Genomic DNA, 15,278 nt, shown 5'->3' with positions numbered 1-15,278 from the left:
CTGAAACTCAGTATATTGTATAAAAGTCGCTCAACTTTAGGAGGTTTGGTTTCTCGTCTGAATTACGCAACAAAGCCCCACATACCACCTTAAACACTTAAACCAACGCATAGTAAAAATGCCACGCGTGCCGAATCACTCTTAAATTGTTTGTTAGTTGCCCATCTCAAAGCCTAGTGCTAACATTTGTACACACACCAACAAAGGAATAAATCATGGACACTAGAATTCAATTTCGTGTTGATGAAGAAACAAAACGCCTAGCTCAACAAATGGCTGAGAGCCAAGGTCGCACTCTGAGTGACGCATGCCGTGAACTTACTGAGCAACTCGCTGAACAACAAAGAAAAACATTGTCTCACGATACATGGCTAACTGAACAAGTAAATCTAGCATTTGAGAAGTTTGACTCAGGAAAGTCCGTTTTCGTTGAGCACCAAACTGCTAAATCTCGAATGGAAGAGCGCAAAGCCAGAATCCGTAATCGAGGTAAGCAATGATTTTATGGGAAGAAGAGTCACTTAATGATCGTGAAAAGATCTTCGAGTTTCTCTATGACTTCAACCCTGATGCGGCAGAAAAAACTGACAACCTCATTGAAGCAAAAGTAGAAAACTTGCTTGAACAACCTTTAATGGGTGTACAACGAGATGGTATCCGCGGACGATTACTCATTATTCCTGAGATTTCGATGATTATCTCTTACTGGGTCGAGGGCGATATCATCCGAGTTATGCGTGTACTCCACCAGAAACAAAAATTCCCTGCGGATTAATTGCTTCCTCTGGGGAACTAACGCCCTGTTAAGGTGTGAGCAACGCAATACCGAATCCCCTGCATACCACCTTAAACATTAAAACCAACGCATAGTGAAAATGCCACGCGTTGCGAATCACTCTTAAACAGATTGTTATAACTCTGGTTTTGCCTTTGAGTACAGCTTATGCACGACGTCCGAGTTAGAGAAATCGATACAATAGGCTAACTCTATCACGCTACCATTTTTTGATTTGTAAGCTGTAGTATTTCCGCTTTCCAATAACTCACTTAGATCAAAGAATACCTCCAAAGGCAAATCCGAGAACTCTCGATAACCTTGCATTGCTGTGACCGCATCTTTAGCCACATCAGAGCCCTTGTATTTGGTTGCGATACAAGATGAAAGAGCAAAATTTTTGAACAATCGTTCATCACTTTGAGTGCTTAGAGGGCTTGCGTTGAGTCCCAAACTAAAAACAGCAACCCAAATGGTACCGACTAATATTCTAGTTTTCATAGGTTAGCCCTCTTTGCTTCTGAGAAGTAATGATGAAATGACAAAAGAGTTATAACGCCGCGTTAAGGGGCAGCTACGCGCTGCCACCGAACTTCAATTTACCACTGAAAACACAGATACCAATATTTGAGCAAAAGTCGCCACGCGTTGACTGTCCCTCTTGAACGCTTTGTTATATGCGAATTCAATTGAACCCCATATTTATAATTGCTAAACCAACCACATAATACGGCATCCCAACTCCAAACCAGAGCCAGTAACAAGGTGACTTTATAGCATCTTTTAAACGGACTTTTTTCCCTCCTAAGATCGGGAGCTCAAAGTCCGGAAAATACTTTCTTGTTATCTCCGTACTAACATGGATTAACGCATAGCATACAGCTAAAAATGACAGTAAAAACAATATAAGGATTACAGGTATTTTGTAAATTATTGAGCCAGCTTGTATATCTGGCAATGCTAACTTAATCCCTCCGGCCAGAAAGACAAAGTACGCTAAAGCTTGAAATGAATCTTTTAACAAATCCTTATCTTTAAGAAATTCTCTCATAAGTCCCTCCTAGCATATAACGCCCTGTTAAGGTGTGAGCAACGCAATACCGATGCCGCCGCATACCATCTTAACCACTAAACGCAACGCATAGCAAAAATGCCACGCGTTGCGAATCACTCTTAAACAGTTTGTTATGTTTTTACTTTACACGCCGTACTTTTGCTGATGTGCCAGCTACATGCATAACATTACCACCGCCTGGGTTATAGATAAGAACTTCAGGTCGGTGAGCATATTTATACTGATATTTGTATTGAGATTGTTGCCAGACTTGTCCGTTTTGTAATTGATAAGATGTTTCACCTTCCCAGCCTTTGAAGTCTCCATTTATTCTACTTTTCATGACACCGTCAATTTGACGGATTGGAACAATTTCATCTTGACCATCAACCTGAAGATATAGCCTGCCATTACGTCGAAGAATATGTACTTGAGGACAGTAAGAGTAGTAATACCAGTACTTATATTCATCTTGAACCCAGCATGTTCCATCCATTAATTGGAACAAAACCTCATCATCAAAACCTTCAAATTCCCCATCAATTTGGGAAGAATGTACAATTTCATACCCTTGCATGATATCTCCTTAAAAACATAACGCCCGCTTAAGTGGTGAGCAACGCTACCACGATACTCAATTATTGCACCGTAAACGCAAAAGCCAATTCAAACCAAAACTGCCGAGCGTTGCGAATCCGTCTTAAAGCGTTTGTTATGCGATTTTTCAAAGGTTGCTATTAAGTCTTTGATTAAGCTCCCACAAGGCTATTCTGTTTGAGTCATATTTCAAAAGTTCACTAGCCTCTTGAAAACCACACCAACGAAATTTTGTATGCTCATTTGATAGCTGAGGCTCAGTAGACACCCGAGCCGAAAAAGAATATTCAGGCACAACAAACTGATGATTAGTCCAATTTTCATGGCCAGCATAGTACACTTTTGGGAGCATACACATTGAGTCCAATCGCTGCCAATCACAGCCAATTAAACTAGTTTCTTCTTTAAGTTCACGCTTTGCTGCCTCGAGAATGGATTCACTATCTTCACCACCACCTGAAATAGCTTGCCATACACCATTATCACTTCGTTTTCCGATTAAGTAACGAGGTTGTTCATTGAGTATTTGATACGGAAATACTAATACTTGAAATGGTGCTCTCATTGGTTTTTCCTCAAATCGCATAACGCCCTGTTAAGGTGTGAGCAACGCAATACCGAAGCTCCCGCATACCACCTTAAACACTAAACGCAACGCATAGTAAAAATGCCACGCGTTGCGAATCACTCTTAAACAGTTTGTTAAATTTTTTCTGCTGTAATCTCAGGGAATAAAGTTTCTTGCTCAGGAGAACCAATTCCATGATAGGAAAGATTTATACCATCTCCGGAATCCTTGGCTATCAATTTAACATTAAATAAATAACCGCTTTCTTCACGCTTTACCGCAGCAATTTGACCCCCGACTAAACTCAACTTTTGTTTTGCTGTTGGACGAAAGCATACATTATAGCCACCTTTTTTAGCCACTGATGGATAGCACCAAGCGTCCTGTACATCAGGTGGCAAATCAAAGTAATCTTTGGTGATAGATTCAGAAATACGATATAAGTATTCAGTACCATACCCAACATCACGTACAAATTCATGTTTTAAGAAGTCTTGAATCATTCTTAATTTTAGAATTTCATCTTTAGATAACCCTTCAATATTCGGTGGAAAACCAATGCCTGTTACTTTGATAGGTGTTAGAGCTTCGTAGACGATCAAGGAAAAGTTCTGGTCATCAACCACCTTCAGCTCTTCTATAGCGATATCTGGAGCCATGGGAGCAGTATACAATAATGATTCCCGCTCTCTGTTCAACCGCCCAGCTTTCACAACTTGACTTGGCGGCTCCCAACAATCAGATACTGTAGACATAGATTTCAATGGTAACCTTGTATCTCCTTCAGCTATATTTCTTACGCGATAAAACCTAGTACCAGATGGGTACGAAGCACTAACTGGCGTCAAGTATGAACAACTACCACTTGGTGTCTCAAAAGAAATTACCTTTGCTATTTCGTTTTGAACTTCTTGATAATCGAGCTTTTTAAAGTCTAACTCGCGAAAAGCACAAATTTTGTCATGCAAATCAGATATATCCACATACTTTAAGAATTCTTTAATTTGAATCACACTTACCTTAAGAAAAATTTAACGCCGCATTAAGGGGTGAACAACGCATTCTACCCAAACTAAACCATTGTGCCGTAAACACTAAAGCTAATTCAAACCAAAACTGCCAAGCGTTGTGAATCCCTCTTGAATGCTTTGTTAGTTGCCCATCTCAAAGCCTAGTGCTAACATTTGTACACACACCAACAAAGGAATATATCATGGACACTAGAATTCAATTTCGTGTTGATGAAGAAACAAAACGCCTAGCTCAACAAATGGCTGAGAGCCAAGGTCGAACTCTAAGTGATGCTTGCCGTGAACTTACTGAGCAACTCGCTGAACAACAAAGAAAAACATTATCTCACGATGCATGGCTAACTGAACAAGTAAACCTAGCATTTGAGAAGTTTGACTCAGGAAAATCTGTTTTCGTTGAGCACCAAACTGCTAAGTCTCGAATGGAAGAGCGCAAAGCCAGAATTCGTAATCGAGGTAAGCAATGATTTTATGGGAAGAAGAGTCACTTAATGATCGTGAAAAGATCTTCGAGTTTCTCTATGACTTCAACCCTGATGCGGCAGAAAAAACTGACAACCTCATTGAAGCAAAAGTAGAAAACTTGCTTGAACAACCTTTAATGGGTGTACAACGAGATGGCATCCGCGGACGATTGCTCATTATTCCTGAGATTTCGATGATTGTATCTTACTGGGTTGAGGGCGATATCATCCGAGTTATGCGTGTACTACACCAGAAACAAAAATTCCCTACGGATTGATTGCTTCCTCTGGGGAACTAACGCCGCGTTAAGTGGTGAACAACGCGACCACCTAACCTAAACCATTGTGCCGTAAACACTTAAGCTGAATCAAACTGAAAATGCCAAGCGTTGTGAATCCGTCTTGAACGCTTTGTTATGTGACTAGCACCTTTGATAGGCAGACTGAGCGTTTTACACCTATGTATTTACCATACGCGGTCGATTCTGAGTAAGAGTTACGTTCATAGAAACTGACTGCTCTTGAGTTAACTCTACGTGTCGACAGAACTGCTTTTCGATACCCTTTTTTGACTGCGTAGCGTTCGAGTTGTTCCAGTAAATAAGACCCTGCACCTGATTTGTTGGAATACATTCGCTTTAGTTCACAAACTTCACTTTCATGGTATCGAAACACCCCGCATGCGACTGCGACATTATTTTGAGATACCACTATGCACCCATCTTTCGATGAATCAAAAGTATCAGATGCAAACGAACTTTCACCAGAGTCACTCGTAATTTGAGTAAGCGATGAGTTCAATTCTGTGACTAACGACTGAAAGTCACTGTTACTTGGTTCTACTTTCTTATGTTCGAATTTCATACCTGTCACATAACGCCCTGTTAAGGTGTGAGCAACGCAATACCAATGCTCCCGCATACCACCTTAACCACTAAAACTAACGCATAGTAAAAATGCCACGCGTTGCGAATCACTCTTAAACAGTTTGTTATGTGTTGGCTAAATTGACAGAAAGACTATTCTCACTATGATCAATTTTTAGCTTAACATTCTTCCCGCTTGCCACGCTTAAGAAGACATTGAGAACATTAACCAATTGAATGTAATACAGTTCTTTCTTACTGTCATAGTCAGAAACAAAATAGAACCCCACACAGAAGCTCTCATCAGGCACAAATGGCGAAAAGTGAACGCTATGAACAAATTGGTGGCACATTTTCTTTAGGCTAAACAGCTTAGCAAAGCCCTTGCTGTGATTGTAATTACGAATCCATTTTTCTGATTTAGCTTCTTCGCAAGAAGGATAAGCTGTTAATGTCCAATTCAGGCTGGATACGCGTTGATCCAAATGCCCGCTTTCCTGTAACTTCCGAATAGCGTAAAACCCAACAAATATCGATTTTTCAACCTCATATTCTAGCCGTTCACTCCACTCTCCAGAGCGATAAAGTCCCTCTAGAAAATGTGCTGAGGCGTTAAGTTCATCCAGCCAATATTGCTTTAGACGTGCATCAATCATTATTACCTCGTAAACACATAACGCCGCATTAAGGGGTGAACAACGCCACCACCCTACCTAAACCATTGTGCCGTAACCACTAAAGCTAATTCAAACCAAAACTGCCAAGCGTTGTGAATCCCTCTTGAATGCTTTGTTAGTTGCCAAACCTAAAGCTTTAATTTGAAGTTAATTACCGCTTTGCCAACGCTAGCTTTATGTACTTTGAAAAACTCAAATCAGGCTCAGTTTCAAAGCGCCTGTTACTGAAACCACTTAGAACAAACAACACCGTAGAAAACGGATTAACCACACCAACAAGCGCTTTTTAGCACACAATGTATCAGAACTTACTTTCAGCAAGTAAATCGATTTCTGAAACAGAAAAGTTAACAGCCAAAGAAACCAAAGCGCGATTTTTGCAAACCCAAATGACTCAAAACCGAATTGCTAAACCTAGTCAAAAACACATGGACATTAGCCCTAAACATTCTGTTTTGGATACGTTTTTCCTCGTTGGCAACTAACGCCCTGTTAAGGTGTGAGCAACGCAATACCAATGCCGCCGCATATCACCTTAATCACTTAAACCAACGCATAGTAAAAATGCCACGCGTTGCGAATCACTCTTAAACAGTTTGTTAGGCTTTGCCGCGCCATCGCTTTTTCCAATTCTCAAAATCTATCGTATCAGTGCTTGAAGATAATGTGCAGACTGTTTCTTCGATCATATTCTCCAGATCTTGAATAACACCACCGCCTGCCATCACGTGAACAATGGAGCCTCCAGTACCAGCCCCATCAGGTTCTAGGTTTGATCTGTGAAACGAGAACCGACTTTGTGTGTAATCAGAAATGTAAGCGCGTGGCTCTTTACCGTCAAAGTGTAACGGTGGGAAAAATTCAGCAAGAGAAACCCAGTAATCTTGCAACGAATGGATTAGATCGTAACTACCTTGCCGCATGTTTGCTGTAATTCCACTGTCCCATAACTCTTGTGAGCTTTGCTCTACAGCTTTCTTTAGGTTGGGAAGATTATTGATAAAGTGACATTGATGAGGCTGATCAAGATAGCGCCTAGCATAGGATGTAGTTTGCGGAACCATATCAACTTGTTTGTTGCTCACTTTGCGTCTTGCTACCTCTAACATGGGTAAAAGAAAGCTCAGAAACACAAGAATAGGTTCATAGTTTGCGTCAGGTTGCTTTATCCAGAAAGCGCCAATAATTAGAGCAACGATTAGCAATACTATTTCACTAGCCGTAATAAATACCTTTATCAAAGTTACCTCCATTTTCTAGAAAGAAGCCTAACGCCCTGTTAAGGTGTGAGCAACGCAATACTGAAGCTCCCGCATACCACCTTAAACACCTAAACCAATGCATAGTAAAAATGCCACGCGTTGCGAATCACTCTTAAACAGATTGTTATGTAACTGCTACTTGTATCGATACTGTGCGCTTTTTGCCCGAGATTGAAAAAACTTTATTATTTTGTAAATAACATTAACAACACAATGTTCGTTGCTTTCTTCATAAATCCACAACCTAAATGATTTCTGCTGTTCATCAGACTCACCAACAATGACCTTTAGCATATCAGCGCCCTCTTGGATACTTAGTACACGCCTCTTTCCTGCAACCTTATTGAAAACATGACAAATATACTTGTTGCGAAAGTCCAGCATTTTGGTTTGGTCCACTTTTTTGACAATGTTTTTCATTGCAGCCTTTACGTCGTCATCCATTTCATTAATTTCCCTACCATAAAAGCTATAAGCTTCTTTAAGCTTGCAAAGGTTAAGAATAATAGTGAAATACGTTAGCCTACGTAGAGAACGCCAATTTTCATCATTCAAGGATGAAATGTTTTTCTCAGCTAATTTTTCATAGTTCTTATAGTTATCTACAGAAGTTTTTAAGTCTGTCATTAGATCATTGAAAACCCAAACTGCGTCATAATTTCTGTCTTCGTCTACCACTTCGATGCTTTCCTTTGTTACATAACGCCGCATTAAGGTGTGAGCAACGCTACCACGAAACTCAACCATACCACCGTAAACACTAAACCCAACGATAGAATGAAAAATGCCAAGCGTTGAGAATCACTCTTAAATGCTTTGTTATGTGAAATTACCACTTATTGAGCTGATCGACCCTTTTACGCCAAACCTCTTTGTTAGATTCATCAAACGCTCCGTTATCAATAGCCCAATCGTAAAAACCATCGGGGGCATTTTTCACACCATGGATATTCGAATAAGTAATGACCGTTTCGTTATCCCATTTTATTCCTGATAAATCAGCACCAGTTAAATCTACCGCAAATATAGAGGCTTGTGAAAAGTCTGAACCAAGTAGTTTAGTGTTTGAAAAGTTCGATCTATCTAGCTTAACTCCTTTAAAGTTAGAATAAGTAATTATTGCATCTGATGCATTAGCATCTACCAAAACAGCTTTGCAGACATCTATTTGATTAACTTGGATTGAGCTTAATAAAGCAGAATCCAAATTTACGCCAAATTTATACATCGCTGCATCATTACTTACACTTCCTGACTCCAAAAAGTTTTCATAGCTAATCTCTGCCATGATAGATTGCTGATATATATACTCAACCATGCTTTCTGATCTTAACCTAGGTGAGTACATTGGGAGTTGATCACTATTTGTTGTATACAATATATTAACTAACTCTGTTTTTCGCTTTAGCCCTTGAGACCAAAATGCTTCTTTAGCTTGCCTTTGAGTTTCTAGTAGCTCTTGCTTTATAAGATTATTTTGTTCAAATAATGCGTTCGTTTGTAATCCAGCAAAATACAATGTTCCAAACGCTACAATTCCGCCAAAGGCGGTTGTTCTAGCTGTACCAAAAATCAATTTATAAAAAAGAGCCTTACGAGATGCTATTTTTCTAGGGTCAGAAGATCCATAGCTATTCGTTTGATATATGTTCATCAACACGTTAAATAGTCGATGTTCTGTTCAATTAGCTTAGATTCTAACTCTACTTTATCTTTCATGTTCAATAACTTACCCATTTCACATAACGCCGCGTTAAGGGGCAGCAACGCGCTACCACCGAACTTTAAATTACCACCGTAAACACAAATGCCAAGACTTGAGCCAAAATCGCCACGCGTTGACTGTCCCTCTTGAACGCCTTGTTAGCCGTTTAGACGCCAACGATTGAAAAATGATGGCTTGCAATATTAAAGCCTTCACGCAAGTAGAACTTATGTGCAGGGAAACGCTGGACACCAGAATCTAGATGGATTTGCTCACAACCCATTTCTAACGCATACGATTTAAGCCAATTGATGAGAAAACTCCCCACCCCTCGCGAGCGAAATTGAGAATTCGTCACCAAGTCTTCGATGTAAATATGCTTGCCCCACGCTAGCTTTTCACCAACACTGAAGCCAGCAACAGCAAGCACACCTTCTGATGATTTAACGTAAACGACTTCAAAGCCATTTAATTGCTGCTTCTCGACTTGGGCAGACAAAGAGTCTAAATCGTAGTTTGGGCGAAGTTGCAATAACACTTCCATTACTAAAGCATAATCAGAGTTTTTCTCTAAGAATTGGACTTCCATGTTTTCTCCATTTTGACGGCTAACGCCGCATTAAGGTGTGAGCAACGCTGCCACCTTACCTAAACCATGCACCTTAAACACGAAACCCAACGCAGAGACGAAAATGACAAGCGTTGGGAATCACTCTTAAATGCTTTGTTAGCAGACTATTCAGTCTTGCGCACGTTCATACATATCTAGCAAGTCAAATGGAGCAAGGTTTTTACCTAATTCCGTTAGAGTTAATTGTTTTTCATTGGGTAAATTTTGAAACTTTAATTCAAAGCGTAAATCGACTTTAGTAAAAAGTAACTTTTTGATCTCATTTACTCTTAACTTTGTTAATGGATATTCTTCTTTTTCAGAATTTTCAACCAATAAGAATAACTTCATCAAAGTACCTAACTCATGAAGTGAACACTGATACAAAGAGTTTTTATATAAGTACCCAATACTTATCGATAGATCCGTCTCAACTTGCTTAACCTTTTGGATTAAGTCATCACTTACAGATTGCATTTTTGATGATGCAATACATTGACTATTCTTACTTTCATACTCGATTAATGATTTGTTTACCGCATTGAGCATAAGCTCATCGGTAGCAGATGCTAAACGAGGTAATAGAAGAAAAAGTACTAGGATTATAATTTTTTTCATTCAGACACCTTACATCCGTAATGCACAGCTTTCCAAAACTGGCGTTCTTTATGACTAATCTTACCTCGTATCATTTGTAAACCTGCAATTGTACTGATTTGGTTTTTAGCATGGCGTTCTAATGCCCCAAAAGATCTAAAAAAGTACTCCCAGTTCGTTTGATATATACTCCAAGAAGTGGTGGCGACATCGTTAGACACTAGTTGAAATCCCAATGTTTTCTCTATAGGTCCGGCAGACGCTGGAGCTTTTACGGTTAAGCCACCAAAAATCACAGCCAAATGTCCCAAAGCTATAGCAACCCAACCATCATCAATCTTGGCATTCATTTCGTTTATAGCATTTAGCGCTTCTTGGCTTTCCTCATCAAATGTCAATCCAATTAATACTGGACACGGTTTGTTTTGCATTTCAAATACTCCTAGTAAAATCTAACTATAATTTTTTGGAGCGAGTTTTTTAAAAAAAATCAGAATATTTGCGTATCAGTTTTACTTATACTGAAAATGATAGATCTCATTGTTACTTGTTTTGGCTGCTAACGCCGCGTTAAGGGGTGAGCAACGCAGACCACCCAACCTAAACCATTGTGCCGTAATCACTCAAGCTGAATCAAACCCAAAATGCCGAGCGTTGGGAATCCCTCTTGAACGCTTTGTTATGTGAATTTTTCACGCGCCCAAAAGAGGTAAATGTTTACGCTGCTGATAGGTTAAAGCTAACTCTAAACAGGACTTGATTGCTGTTTCTGGTAACGCTTTCGATAAGGACAGAACTATTGCTCTGTTTCCCTGAAACACCAGTTCTTCACCATACAATTCTCGAAATGTATCGACTAACTTAGTTTGGCAATTAAAGAACAGGTAATAATTGTTAGGAGATTTCAGCTTCCAGTCCATTCTTAGCGGGCTGCCTGTTTTTACACTATAGCTAGGTTCACCCCACTTTAGAGTTTCATCGACTTCACCCAGCTCCAAATCAGATGCGATTTGAAAGACTAGATTTCGTAGTTCCTCTAGCCTAATACGAGCATTTTCCGGATATTCATCGAAGCGTTCTTTGACTACCTTGTTCACTGGAACCTCCTATTCACATAACGCCTTGTTAAGGTGTGAGGCGCGCAATACCGAAGCTTCCGCATACCACCTTAACCACTAAAACCAACGCATAGTAAAAATGCCACGCGTGCCGAATCACTCTTGAACAATTTGTTATGTACGTGCTAAAGGTACACCACTGACTCCACATTGTTGCCCTCAGGGTCAATCAAAAACGCAGCGTAGTAGTTTGGAGCATAGTTTTTTCGTAAACCAGGCTTACCGTTGCATTTACCACCTAAAGATAACCCCGCTTGATGAAACGCAGAAACTTGTAATTTGTTTGATGCAGAAAAAGCAATATGGCACTTAGAATTACTGACGCCTTTTTCAATTAGAAACCTTACATTTGGCTCGCTCGAAAGCCCAAAGCCAGCAGCATTTTCATCTGACCACTTGAGTTCAATACCCAATGGCTCTAGCACATTCTTGTAAAACACACGACATTCTTCGAATGCAACTACCTTAATTTCAAAATGATCTATCACTCTCGATCCTTTAGAGTTGGTTACAATTTTCCTTAAAGTACATAACGCTGCGTTAAGTAGTGAGCAACGCTACCACCTAACCTAGACCATTGCACCGTAAACACCAAAAATCGACTTGAACAAAAAATGCCGAGCGTTGCGAATCTGCCTTAAACGCTTTGTTAAGCTTCATCTTCAGAGAACCACATAACTACTTTTTGTTCCATAAAGGCTTTAAGGATAGACAGTGATTCTAGTGCATCAGACTTGGCCAAAAGCTCAGCTGACTCAAAGCGCCCATCGATCATCTTTTTTATAAGGGAGCCTGATTTGATGCCAGCTTTAGCATGCACATACGGGTTTCTAATTTTCCTTAGTACTTCCAGTGAAACGTAAAGTTCTTCACTTATAATGCTCTCGCGCAATGAGTTATCGATAATCTTTTTAAATGACGATTCTGCAATCGTATTTTGACCTCGCATTATGAATTCGCCAGATAGAGAGTGCTCGATAAACGCTTGAGCAAGGAGCACAACAGCCATGTAGTTTCCATTGACATAGCTATTAGCTACTTCATGCAACGCAAGTTGTGATTGCATACCACCGGTTAACAACTTATCACCTTGTGGTCCAAACAATTCATTTAACTCAACAAAACGTTCAATTCTATCGGCTTTATTATGTTCTTCGTCAGCAAGAAAACTCTCGATTCCTTGCTTTTTTAGTTCTTCGTAATCCATAGTTTCTCATTGAAGCTTAACGCCTTGTTAAGGTGTGAGGCACGCAATACCTAAGCTTCCGCATACCACCTTAATCACCAAACCTAACGCATGGTAAAAATGCCACGCGTGCCGAATCACTCTTGAACAATTTGTTATGCTCGTACTCAAAGAAATTGGAGAATTAAGCAAGTGACAAACGCTGGAAGCCCTGCAATAAAGAAAACCAAACCTGCCTGGAAGTTCATTCTATGCTGCTCTCGTTGGTCTTCTTCGAAATCATGACCTTCTACCATTTTGTAAACTTTATCTGTTCTAGAATCATCCATATGCGCTGTTTTACTATATACGCCACCTTCCCACATAAGCTTTGCTAAAACCCAGTTCACGATAACAACGAAGAACAGAAAGTCGACTGGCTGAGTAGTAGCAAAGAAGGGGACAAACTGAGCTAAGAAAATAACAATCAATGCTGCAACAAGATTGATTAGCACCACTTTCTTCAGTAAATTGAGCAAAATTCCCTCCTAGAGCATAACGCCCAATTAAGGTGTGAAGCACGCTACCACAACACTCAAATTGGACGCCGTAAACACTAAACTAAACCCAAACCAAAAATGCCAAGCGTGCTGAATCACTCTTAAATTGTTTGTTAGTTTTCAGTGAAATGGACGATTTTTGTATTTATCCCTAAAAATTCATAAGCAGCCGACGCTTTGTAAACTAAACCATTATCCCGACAAAAGAATAACTCGCAAAATGAAGCTAACCCTGCATGGGTCATGTCACTAAATGAAGCATTAAACCTAGCAGTTTTTTGCATCTTGGAGTCTCGATGAAACCCAATGAAATTCAGTTGATGATATATGGCATTTACTTTTTCTACTGTTGATTTCTCGCTACCAAAGTTAGCCTCATATTTTCGGAATTTTAGACCAAAAAAATCCTCCAATGATTCCGATTCAAGGCTGTGTTTTTCAAATTCACTTTGCAGTAACTGCCAGATTTGGTTTATTACGTTCGGACCCTTAATGTTGTTTAGCGTTTTGGGACCTACACCAAAATGACTTTCAAAGTCTCTCACTGCAGCAACACCAGCATTGTCCATTTGTTCACTGATTGTCGAATATTGTGCTTTGAGTACCTCAGGCAAACTCTCGACTAATTGCAGTTGCTCGGTTGTTATTAATGGGTTTTGCTTGAGTTCTTCCAACGATGATTGAAGCAACTCTGCTAACTCATCGGTTCCTTTTTCAAAAATATGACTGTATGACTCGTCTTTTCTCCCACCATAGAACTTTTGAAGCATGGCTGTTAAGCCATATCCATATTCAGGCTGCTGTTCGCGGTTAAGCAAGTAGTGCTCATAAAGCTTAAAAACATCAACTTGCTGAAGTTCAGCTTCTCCTGTAACACGATTATTTTTGGTTACTGGTACTAGATACTTAGCGCCGATATCACTTAGTACAGCAAGAAATGAATCTTCGTAGCCTTTAGATTTGTATATCTCATTTAATGACTCATAAGAAAACACTGGAGTAATACAATGCTCAGAAAGCAATTTTTTCACATTATGCGGATCTCCCTTAGTCATCAAATCTAAGATGTTGTGATCTAAATATGCTTTCAATTTTACCTCCGAACTATAGTGAAAACTAACGCCGCGTTAAGTAGTGAGCAACACTACCACTGAACCTAAACCTTGCCCCCGTAGACACGAAAGCTGATTAAAACCAAAAATGCCACGCGTTGCGAATCTGCCTTAAACGCTTTGTTAGTTGCACAATGCGCACTGAATTTTTTGTTTATTTTCAGTGACATATTCTATGTCATCTAAATAGGCTTGAAGATGACCTTGCTCTATATTTTCAGCAAAGGATTCATTGCCATTTTCGGCTTCACTACGCATGAAGGATACTAAAGCCTGCAATCGCTGAACCATAGCATCAGCTAATTGCTCTCTTTCTAAATAAGTTGCACCGTAACTATCACAGAACAACTTGGCTCTAGCCACCTGCTCTGAGATTGTGCCTAGCTTATCATTGCTGTCAGTTTTGAAAGGAGACCAACAATAAACCGAATATGCTAAATCCCATATTCTTGGTGCTGGGTGCGCCGTGTCGAAGTCAAACACACCAACAACTGTATTTTCGAATAGAGCAACATTGTATGGGGTAAAGTCACCATGACAGATAACCTCGAATGGTTCTCTCGGCTCTAACATCCATCGGTGTGCATTAACATCAATTTGCTCCAAGATTGAAACCGTTGAGTCATGTATTTTACGTAATAATTTACCCGCTGACATGAGTGCATCGTTTGTTGCGATTGCGCCAACTAGCGGATAATTGTAGGTCTTACCTGCGACAAAACTTAAGATTTCTTGGTTTTGCTTAACACCTAGAAACTTTGGGATTTCATCTACCTTTGCTCGCTCAAGATGCTTCAAAATAAGATGAATTGTAGAACTCCATGACTTAAGAGGTCGATAGACGACTTCACCATCTCGATATATTGCAGACTCTCTTCCGCCTGATAATTCTTCCACGATACCTCCCTGTGCAACTAACGCCTTGTTAAGGGGTGAGCAACGCAATACCGAAGTTGCCGCATACCACCCTAATCACTAACACCAACGCATAGTAAAAATGCCACGCGTTGCGAATCCCTCTTGAACAATTTGTTATGTGACTTGGATTCAAGTACGAAGTGCGACACCCCTGAAATTTAAAACAGTGAGATGTGCTATTCATAAATTTTACTCCCGC

General features: G+C 39.9%; 23 protein-coding genes. 4 read left to right on the top strand and 19 right to left on the bottom strand.

Going from position 1 to position 15,278, the window contains the following annotated elements; genetic code table 11:
* The first annotated feature begins 215 nt into the window (after window positions 1-215).
* Both R7Z10_RS23190 and R7Z10_RS23185 read left to right on the top strand, forming a co-directional pair.
* Entirely contained in the window at window positions 216-500 is a 285-nt protein-coding gene (locus R7Z10_RS23190; protein ID WP_045491794.1) for a type II toxin-antitoxin system RelB/DinJ family antitoxin, read from the top strand.
* The gene (locus tag R7Z10_RS23185; protein WP_062889197.1) at window positions 497-775 is read left to right on the top strand and encodes a type II toxin-antitoxin system mRNA interferase toxin, RelE/StbE family; all 279 of its coding nucleotides are present in this window, start codon (window positions 497-499) and stop codon (window positions 773-775) included. The genes R7Z10_RS23190 and R7Z10_RS23185 overlap by 4 nt, the downstream gene beginning before the upstream one ends.
* Window positions 776-910: 135 nt before the next feature.
* Here R7Z10_RS23185 and R7Z10_RS23180 read toward each other — a convergent pair whose 3' ends face one another.
* The 5 genes from R7Z10_RS23180 to R7Z10_RS23160 all read right to left on the bottom strand — a co-directional run bounded on the left by R7Z10_RS23180 (window position 911) and on the right by R7Z10_RS23160 (window position 4,007).
* Entirely contained in the window at window positions 911-1,276 is a 366-nt protein-coding gene (locus R7Z10_RS23180; RefSeq protein ID WP_017635409.1) for a T6SS amidase immunity protein Tai4 family protein, read from the bottom strand.
* Window positions 1,277-1,460: 184 nt separating this feature from the next.
* Window positions 1,461-1,826, bottom strand: a complete 366-nt coding sequence (locus tag R7Z10_RS23175; RefSeq protein WP_318106155.1) for a hypothetical protein — start codon at window positions 1,824-1,826, stop codon at window positions 1,461-1,463.
* A 142-nt stretch (window positions 1,827-1,968) separates the two neighbouring features.
* Entirely contained in the window at window positions 1,969-2,406 is a 438-nt protein-coding gene (locus tag R7Z10_RS23170) for a hypothetical protein (RefSeq protein ID WP_005386962.1), read from the bottom strand.
* Window positions 2,407-2,553: 147 nt separating this feature from the next.
* Window positions 2,554-2,991: an NUDIX pyrophosphatase gene (locus R7Z10_RS23165; RefSeq protein ID WP_025789460.1), complete on the bottom strand. Its 438-nt coding sequence runs from the start codon at window positions 2,989-2,991 to the stop codon at window positions 2,554-2,556.
* 137 nt (window positions 2,992-3,128) lie between these two features.
* Complete coding sequence (locus tag R7Z10_RS23160) at window positions 3,129-4,007, bottom strand: hypothetical protein (protein ID WP_318106146.1); 879 nt, start codon at window positions 4,005-4,007, stop codon at window positions 3,129-3,131.
* Window positions 4,008-4,207: 200 nt separating this feature from the next.
* Between R7Z10_RS23160 and R7Z10_RS23155 the strand changes: the two genes are divergently transcribed.
* Together R7Z10_RS23155 and R7Z10_RS23150 are read left to right on the top strand one after the other, a co-directional pair.
* On the top strand, window positions 4,208-4,492 hold the full coding sequence (locus R7Z10_RS23155) for a type II toxin-antitoxin system RelB/DinJ family antitoxin (protein ID WP_005398409.1): 285 nt from the start codon (window positions 4,208-4,210) through the stop codon (window positions 4,490-4,492).
* A complete protein-coding gene (locus tag R7Z10_RS23150) occupies window positions 4,489-4,767 on the top strand; it encodes a type II toxin-antitoxin system mRNA interferase toxin, RelE/StbE family (protein ID WP_005398411.1) in 279 nt (92 codons plus the stop codon). Before R7Z10_RS23155 ends, R7Z10_RS23150 begins: the two co-directional genes overlap by 4 nt.
* Window positions 4,768-4,903: 136 nt before the next feature.
* Here R7Z10_RS23150 and R7Z10_RS23145 read toward each other — a convergent pair whose 3' ends face one another.
* From R7Z10_RS23145 to R7Z10_RS23080, 14 genes are all read right to left on the bottom strand, one after another.
* Window positions 4,904-5,353 (bottom strand): GNAT family N-acetyltransferase, encoded by a 450-nt coding sequence (locus R7Z10_RS23145; protein WP_318106142.1) that lies wholly within the window; start codon window positions 5,351-5,353, stop codon window positions 4,904-4,906.
* Between the two features lie 127 nt (window positions 5,354-5,480).
* Window positions 5,481-6,011 carry a hypothetical protein gene (locus R7Z10_RS23140; RefSeq protein ID WP_318106139.1) on the bottom strand — a complete coding sequence of 177 codons (531 nt, stop codon included), beginning with the start codon at window positions 6,009-6,011 and terminating at the stop codon, window positions 5,481-5,483.
* Window positions 6,012-6,631: 620 nt separating this feature from the next.
* The gene (locus R7Z10_RS23135; protein ID WP_053317233.1) at window positions 6,632-7,273 is read right to left on the bottom strand and encodes a hypothetical protein; all 642 of its coding nucleotides are present in this window, start codon (window positions 7,271-7,273) and stop codon (window positions 6,632-6,634) included.
* Window positions 7,274-7,429: 156 nt separating this feature from the next.
* Window positions 7,430-8,041: a hypothetical protein gene (locus R7Z10_RS23130; protein WP_318106136.1), complete on the bottom strand. Its 612-nt coding sequence runs from the start codon at window positions 8,039-8,041 to the stop codon at window positions 7,430-7,432.
* Between the two features lie 82 nt (window positions 8,042-8,123).
* Window positions 8,124-8,948 (bottom strand): pentapeptide repeat-containing protein, encoded by an 825-nt coding sequence (locus tag R7Z10_RS23125; RefSeq protein ID WP_318106134.1) that lies wholly within the window; start codon window positions 8,946-8,948, stop codon window positions 8,124-8,126.
* 217 nt (window positions 8,949-9,165) lie between these two features.
* Window positions 9,166-9,588 (bottom strand): GNAT family N-acetyltransferase, encoded by a 423-nt coding sequence (locus R7Z10_RS23120; protein WP_318106131.1) that lies wholly within the window; start codon window positions 9,586-9,588, stop codon window positions 9,166-9,168.
* 150 nt (window positions 9,589-9,738) lie between these two features.
* Entirely contained in the window at window positions 9,739-10,227 is a 489-nt protein-coding gene (locus R7Z10_RS23115; RefSeq protein ID WP_104975429.1) for a hypothetical protein, read from the bottom strand.
* Window positions 10,224-10,637, bottom strand: a complete 414-nt coding sequence (locus tag R7Z10_RS23110) for a hypothetical protein (protein ID WP_050549549.1) — start codon at window positions 10,635-10,637, stop codon at window positions 10,224-10,226. Before R7Z10_RS23110 ends, R7Z10_RS23115 begins: the two co-directional genes overlap by 4 nt.
* Window positions 10,638-10,898: 261 nt before the next feature.
* The gene (locus R7Z10_RS23105) at window positions 10,899-11,303 is read right to left on the bottom strand and encodes a DUF1801 domain-containing protein (RefSeq protein ID WP_023623385.1); all 405 of its coding nucleotides are present in this window, start codon (window positions 11,301-11,303) and stop codon (window positions 10,899-10,901) included.
* A gap of 146 nt (window positions 11,304-11,449) precedes the next feature.
* Window positions 11,450-11,812 carry a VOC family protein gene (locus R7Z10_RS23100; RefSeq protein ID WP_193838022.1) on the bottom strand — a complete coding sequence of 121 codons (363 nt, stop codon included), beginning with the start codon at window positions 11,810-11,812 and terminating at the stop codon, window positions 11,450-11,452.
* Between the two features lie 161 nt (window positions 11,813-11,973).
* Complete coding sequence (locus R7Z10_RS23095; protein WP_025768997.1) at window positions 11,974-12,531, bottom strand: hypothetical protein; 558 nt, start codon at window positions 12,529-12,531, stop codon at window positions 11,974-11,976.
* A gap of 146 nt (window positions 12,532-12,677) precedes the next feature.
* Window positions 12,678-13,028, bottom strand: coding sequence for a hypothetical protein (locus R7Z10_RS23090; protein WP_318106108.1), 351 nt, complete (start codon window positions 13,026-13,028; stop codon window positions 12,678-12,680).
* 134 nt (window positions 13,029-13,162) lie between these two features.
* Complete coding sequence (locus R7Z10_RS23085; RefSeq protein ID WP_318106105.1) at window positions 13,163-14,140, bottom strand: hypothetical protein; 978 nt, start codon at window positions 14,138-14,140, stop codon at window positions 13,163-13,165.
* Between the two features lie 144 nt (window positions 14,141-14,284).
* Entirely contained in the window at window positions 14,285-15,058 is a 774-nt protein-coding gene (locus tag R7Z10_RS23080; RefSeq protein WP_213880770.1) for a phosphotransferase, read from the bottom strand.
* Window positions 15,059-15,278 lie beyond the last annotated feature (220 nt).

The organism is Vibrio sp. Vb1018 (genome assembly GCF_033338775.1).
GTDB lineage: Bacteria > Pseudomonadota > Gammaproteobacteria > Enterobacterales > Vibrionaceae > Vibrio > Vibrio alginolyticus.
Note: the sequence above shows the minus strand (reverse complement) of the source record. Positions and strands in the feature narration are given on the sequence as shown.

Bases quoted from the DNA above. Each gene is read 5' to 3' on its own strand.
- R7Z10_RS23130 (WP_318106136.1), bottom strand. From the start codon at position 8,041: ATGGTTGAGTTTCGTGGTAGCGTTGCTCACACCTTAATGCGGCGTTAT.
- R7Z10_RS23175 (WP_318106155.1), bottom strand. From the start codon at position 1,826: ATGAGAGAATTTCTTAAAGATAAGGATTTGTTAAAAGATTCATTTCAA.
- R7Z10_RS23120 (WP_318106131.1), bottom strand. From the start codon at position 9,588: ATGGAAGTCCAATTCTTAGAGAAAAACTCTGATTATGCTTTAGTAATG.
- R7Z10_RS23180 (WP_017635409.1), bottom strand. From the start codon at position 1,276: ATGAAAACTAGAATATTAGTCGGTACCATTTGGGTTGCTGTTTTTAGT.
- R7Z10_RS23155 (WP_005398409.1), top strand. From the start codon at position 4,208: ATGGACACTAGAATTCAATTTCGTGTTGATGAAGAAACAAAACGCCTA.
- R7Z10_RS23110 (WP_050549549.1), bottom strand. From the start codon at position 10,637: ATGCAAAACAAACCGTGTCCAGTATTAATTGGATTGACATTTGATGAG.
- R7Z10_RS23115 (WP_104975429.1), bottom strand. From the start codon at position 10,227: ATGAAAAAAATTATAATCCTAGTACTTTTTCTTCTATTACCTCGTTTA.
- R7Z10_RS23145 (WP_318106142.1), bottom strand. From the start codon at position 5,353: ATGAAATTCGAACATAAGAAAGTAGAACCAAGTAACAGTGACTTTCAG.
- R7Z10_RS23190 (WP_045491794.1), top strand. From the start codon at position 216: ATGGACACTAGAATTCAATTTCGTGTTGATGAAGAAACAAAACGCCTA.
- R7Z10_RS23185 (WP_062889197.1), top strand. From the start codon at position 497: ATGATTTTATGGGAAGAAGAGTCACTTAATGATCGTGAAAAGATCTTC.
- R7Z10_RS23125 (WP_318106134.1), bottom strand. From the start codon at position 8,948: ATGAACATATATCAAACGAATAGCTATGGATCTTCTGACCCTAGAAAA.
- R7Z10_RS23170 (WP_005386962.1), bottom strand. From the start codon at position 2,406: ATGCAAGGGTATGAAATTGTACATTCTTCCCAAATTGATGGGGAATTT.
- R7Z10_RS23140 (WP_318106139.1), bottom strand. From the start codon at position 6,011: ATGATTGATGCACGTCTAAAGCAATATTGGCTGGATGAACTTAACGCC.
- R7Z10_RS23150 (WP_005398411.1), top strand. From the start codon at position 4,489: ATGATTTTATGGGAAGAAGAGTCACTTAATGATCGTGAAAAGATCTTC.
- R7Z10_RS23165 (WP_025789460.1), bottom strand. From the start codon at position 2,991: ATGAGAGCACCATTTCAAGTATTAGTATTTCCGTATCAAATACTCAAT.
- R7Z10_RS23095 (WP_025768997.1), bottom strand. From the start codon at position 12,531: ATGGATTACGAAGAACTAAAAAAGCAAGGAATCGAGAGTTTTCTTGCT.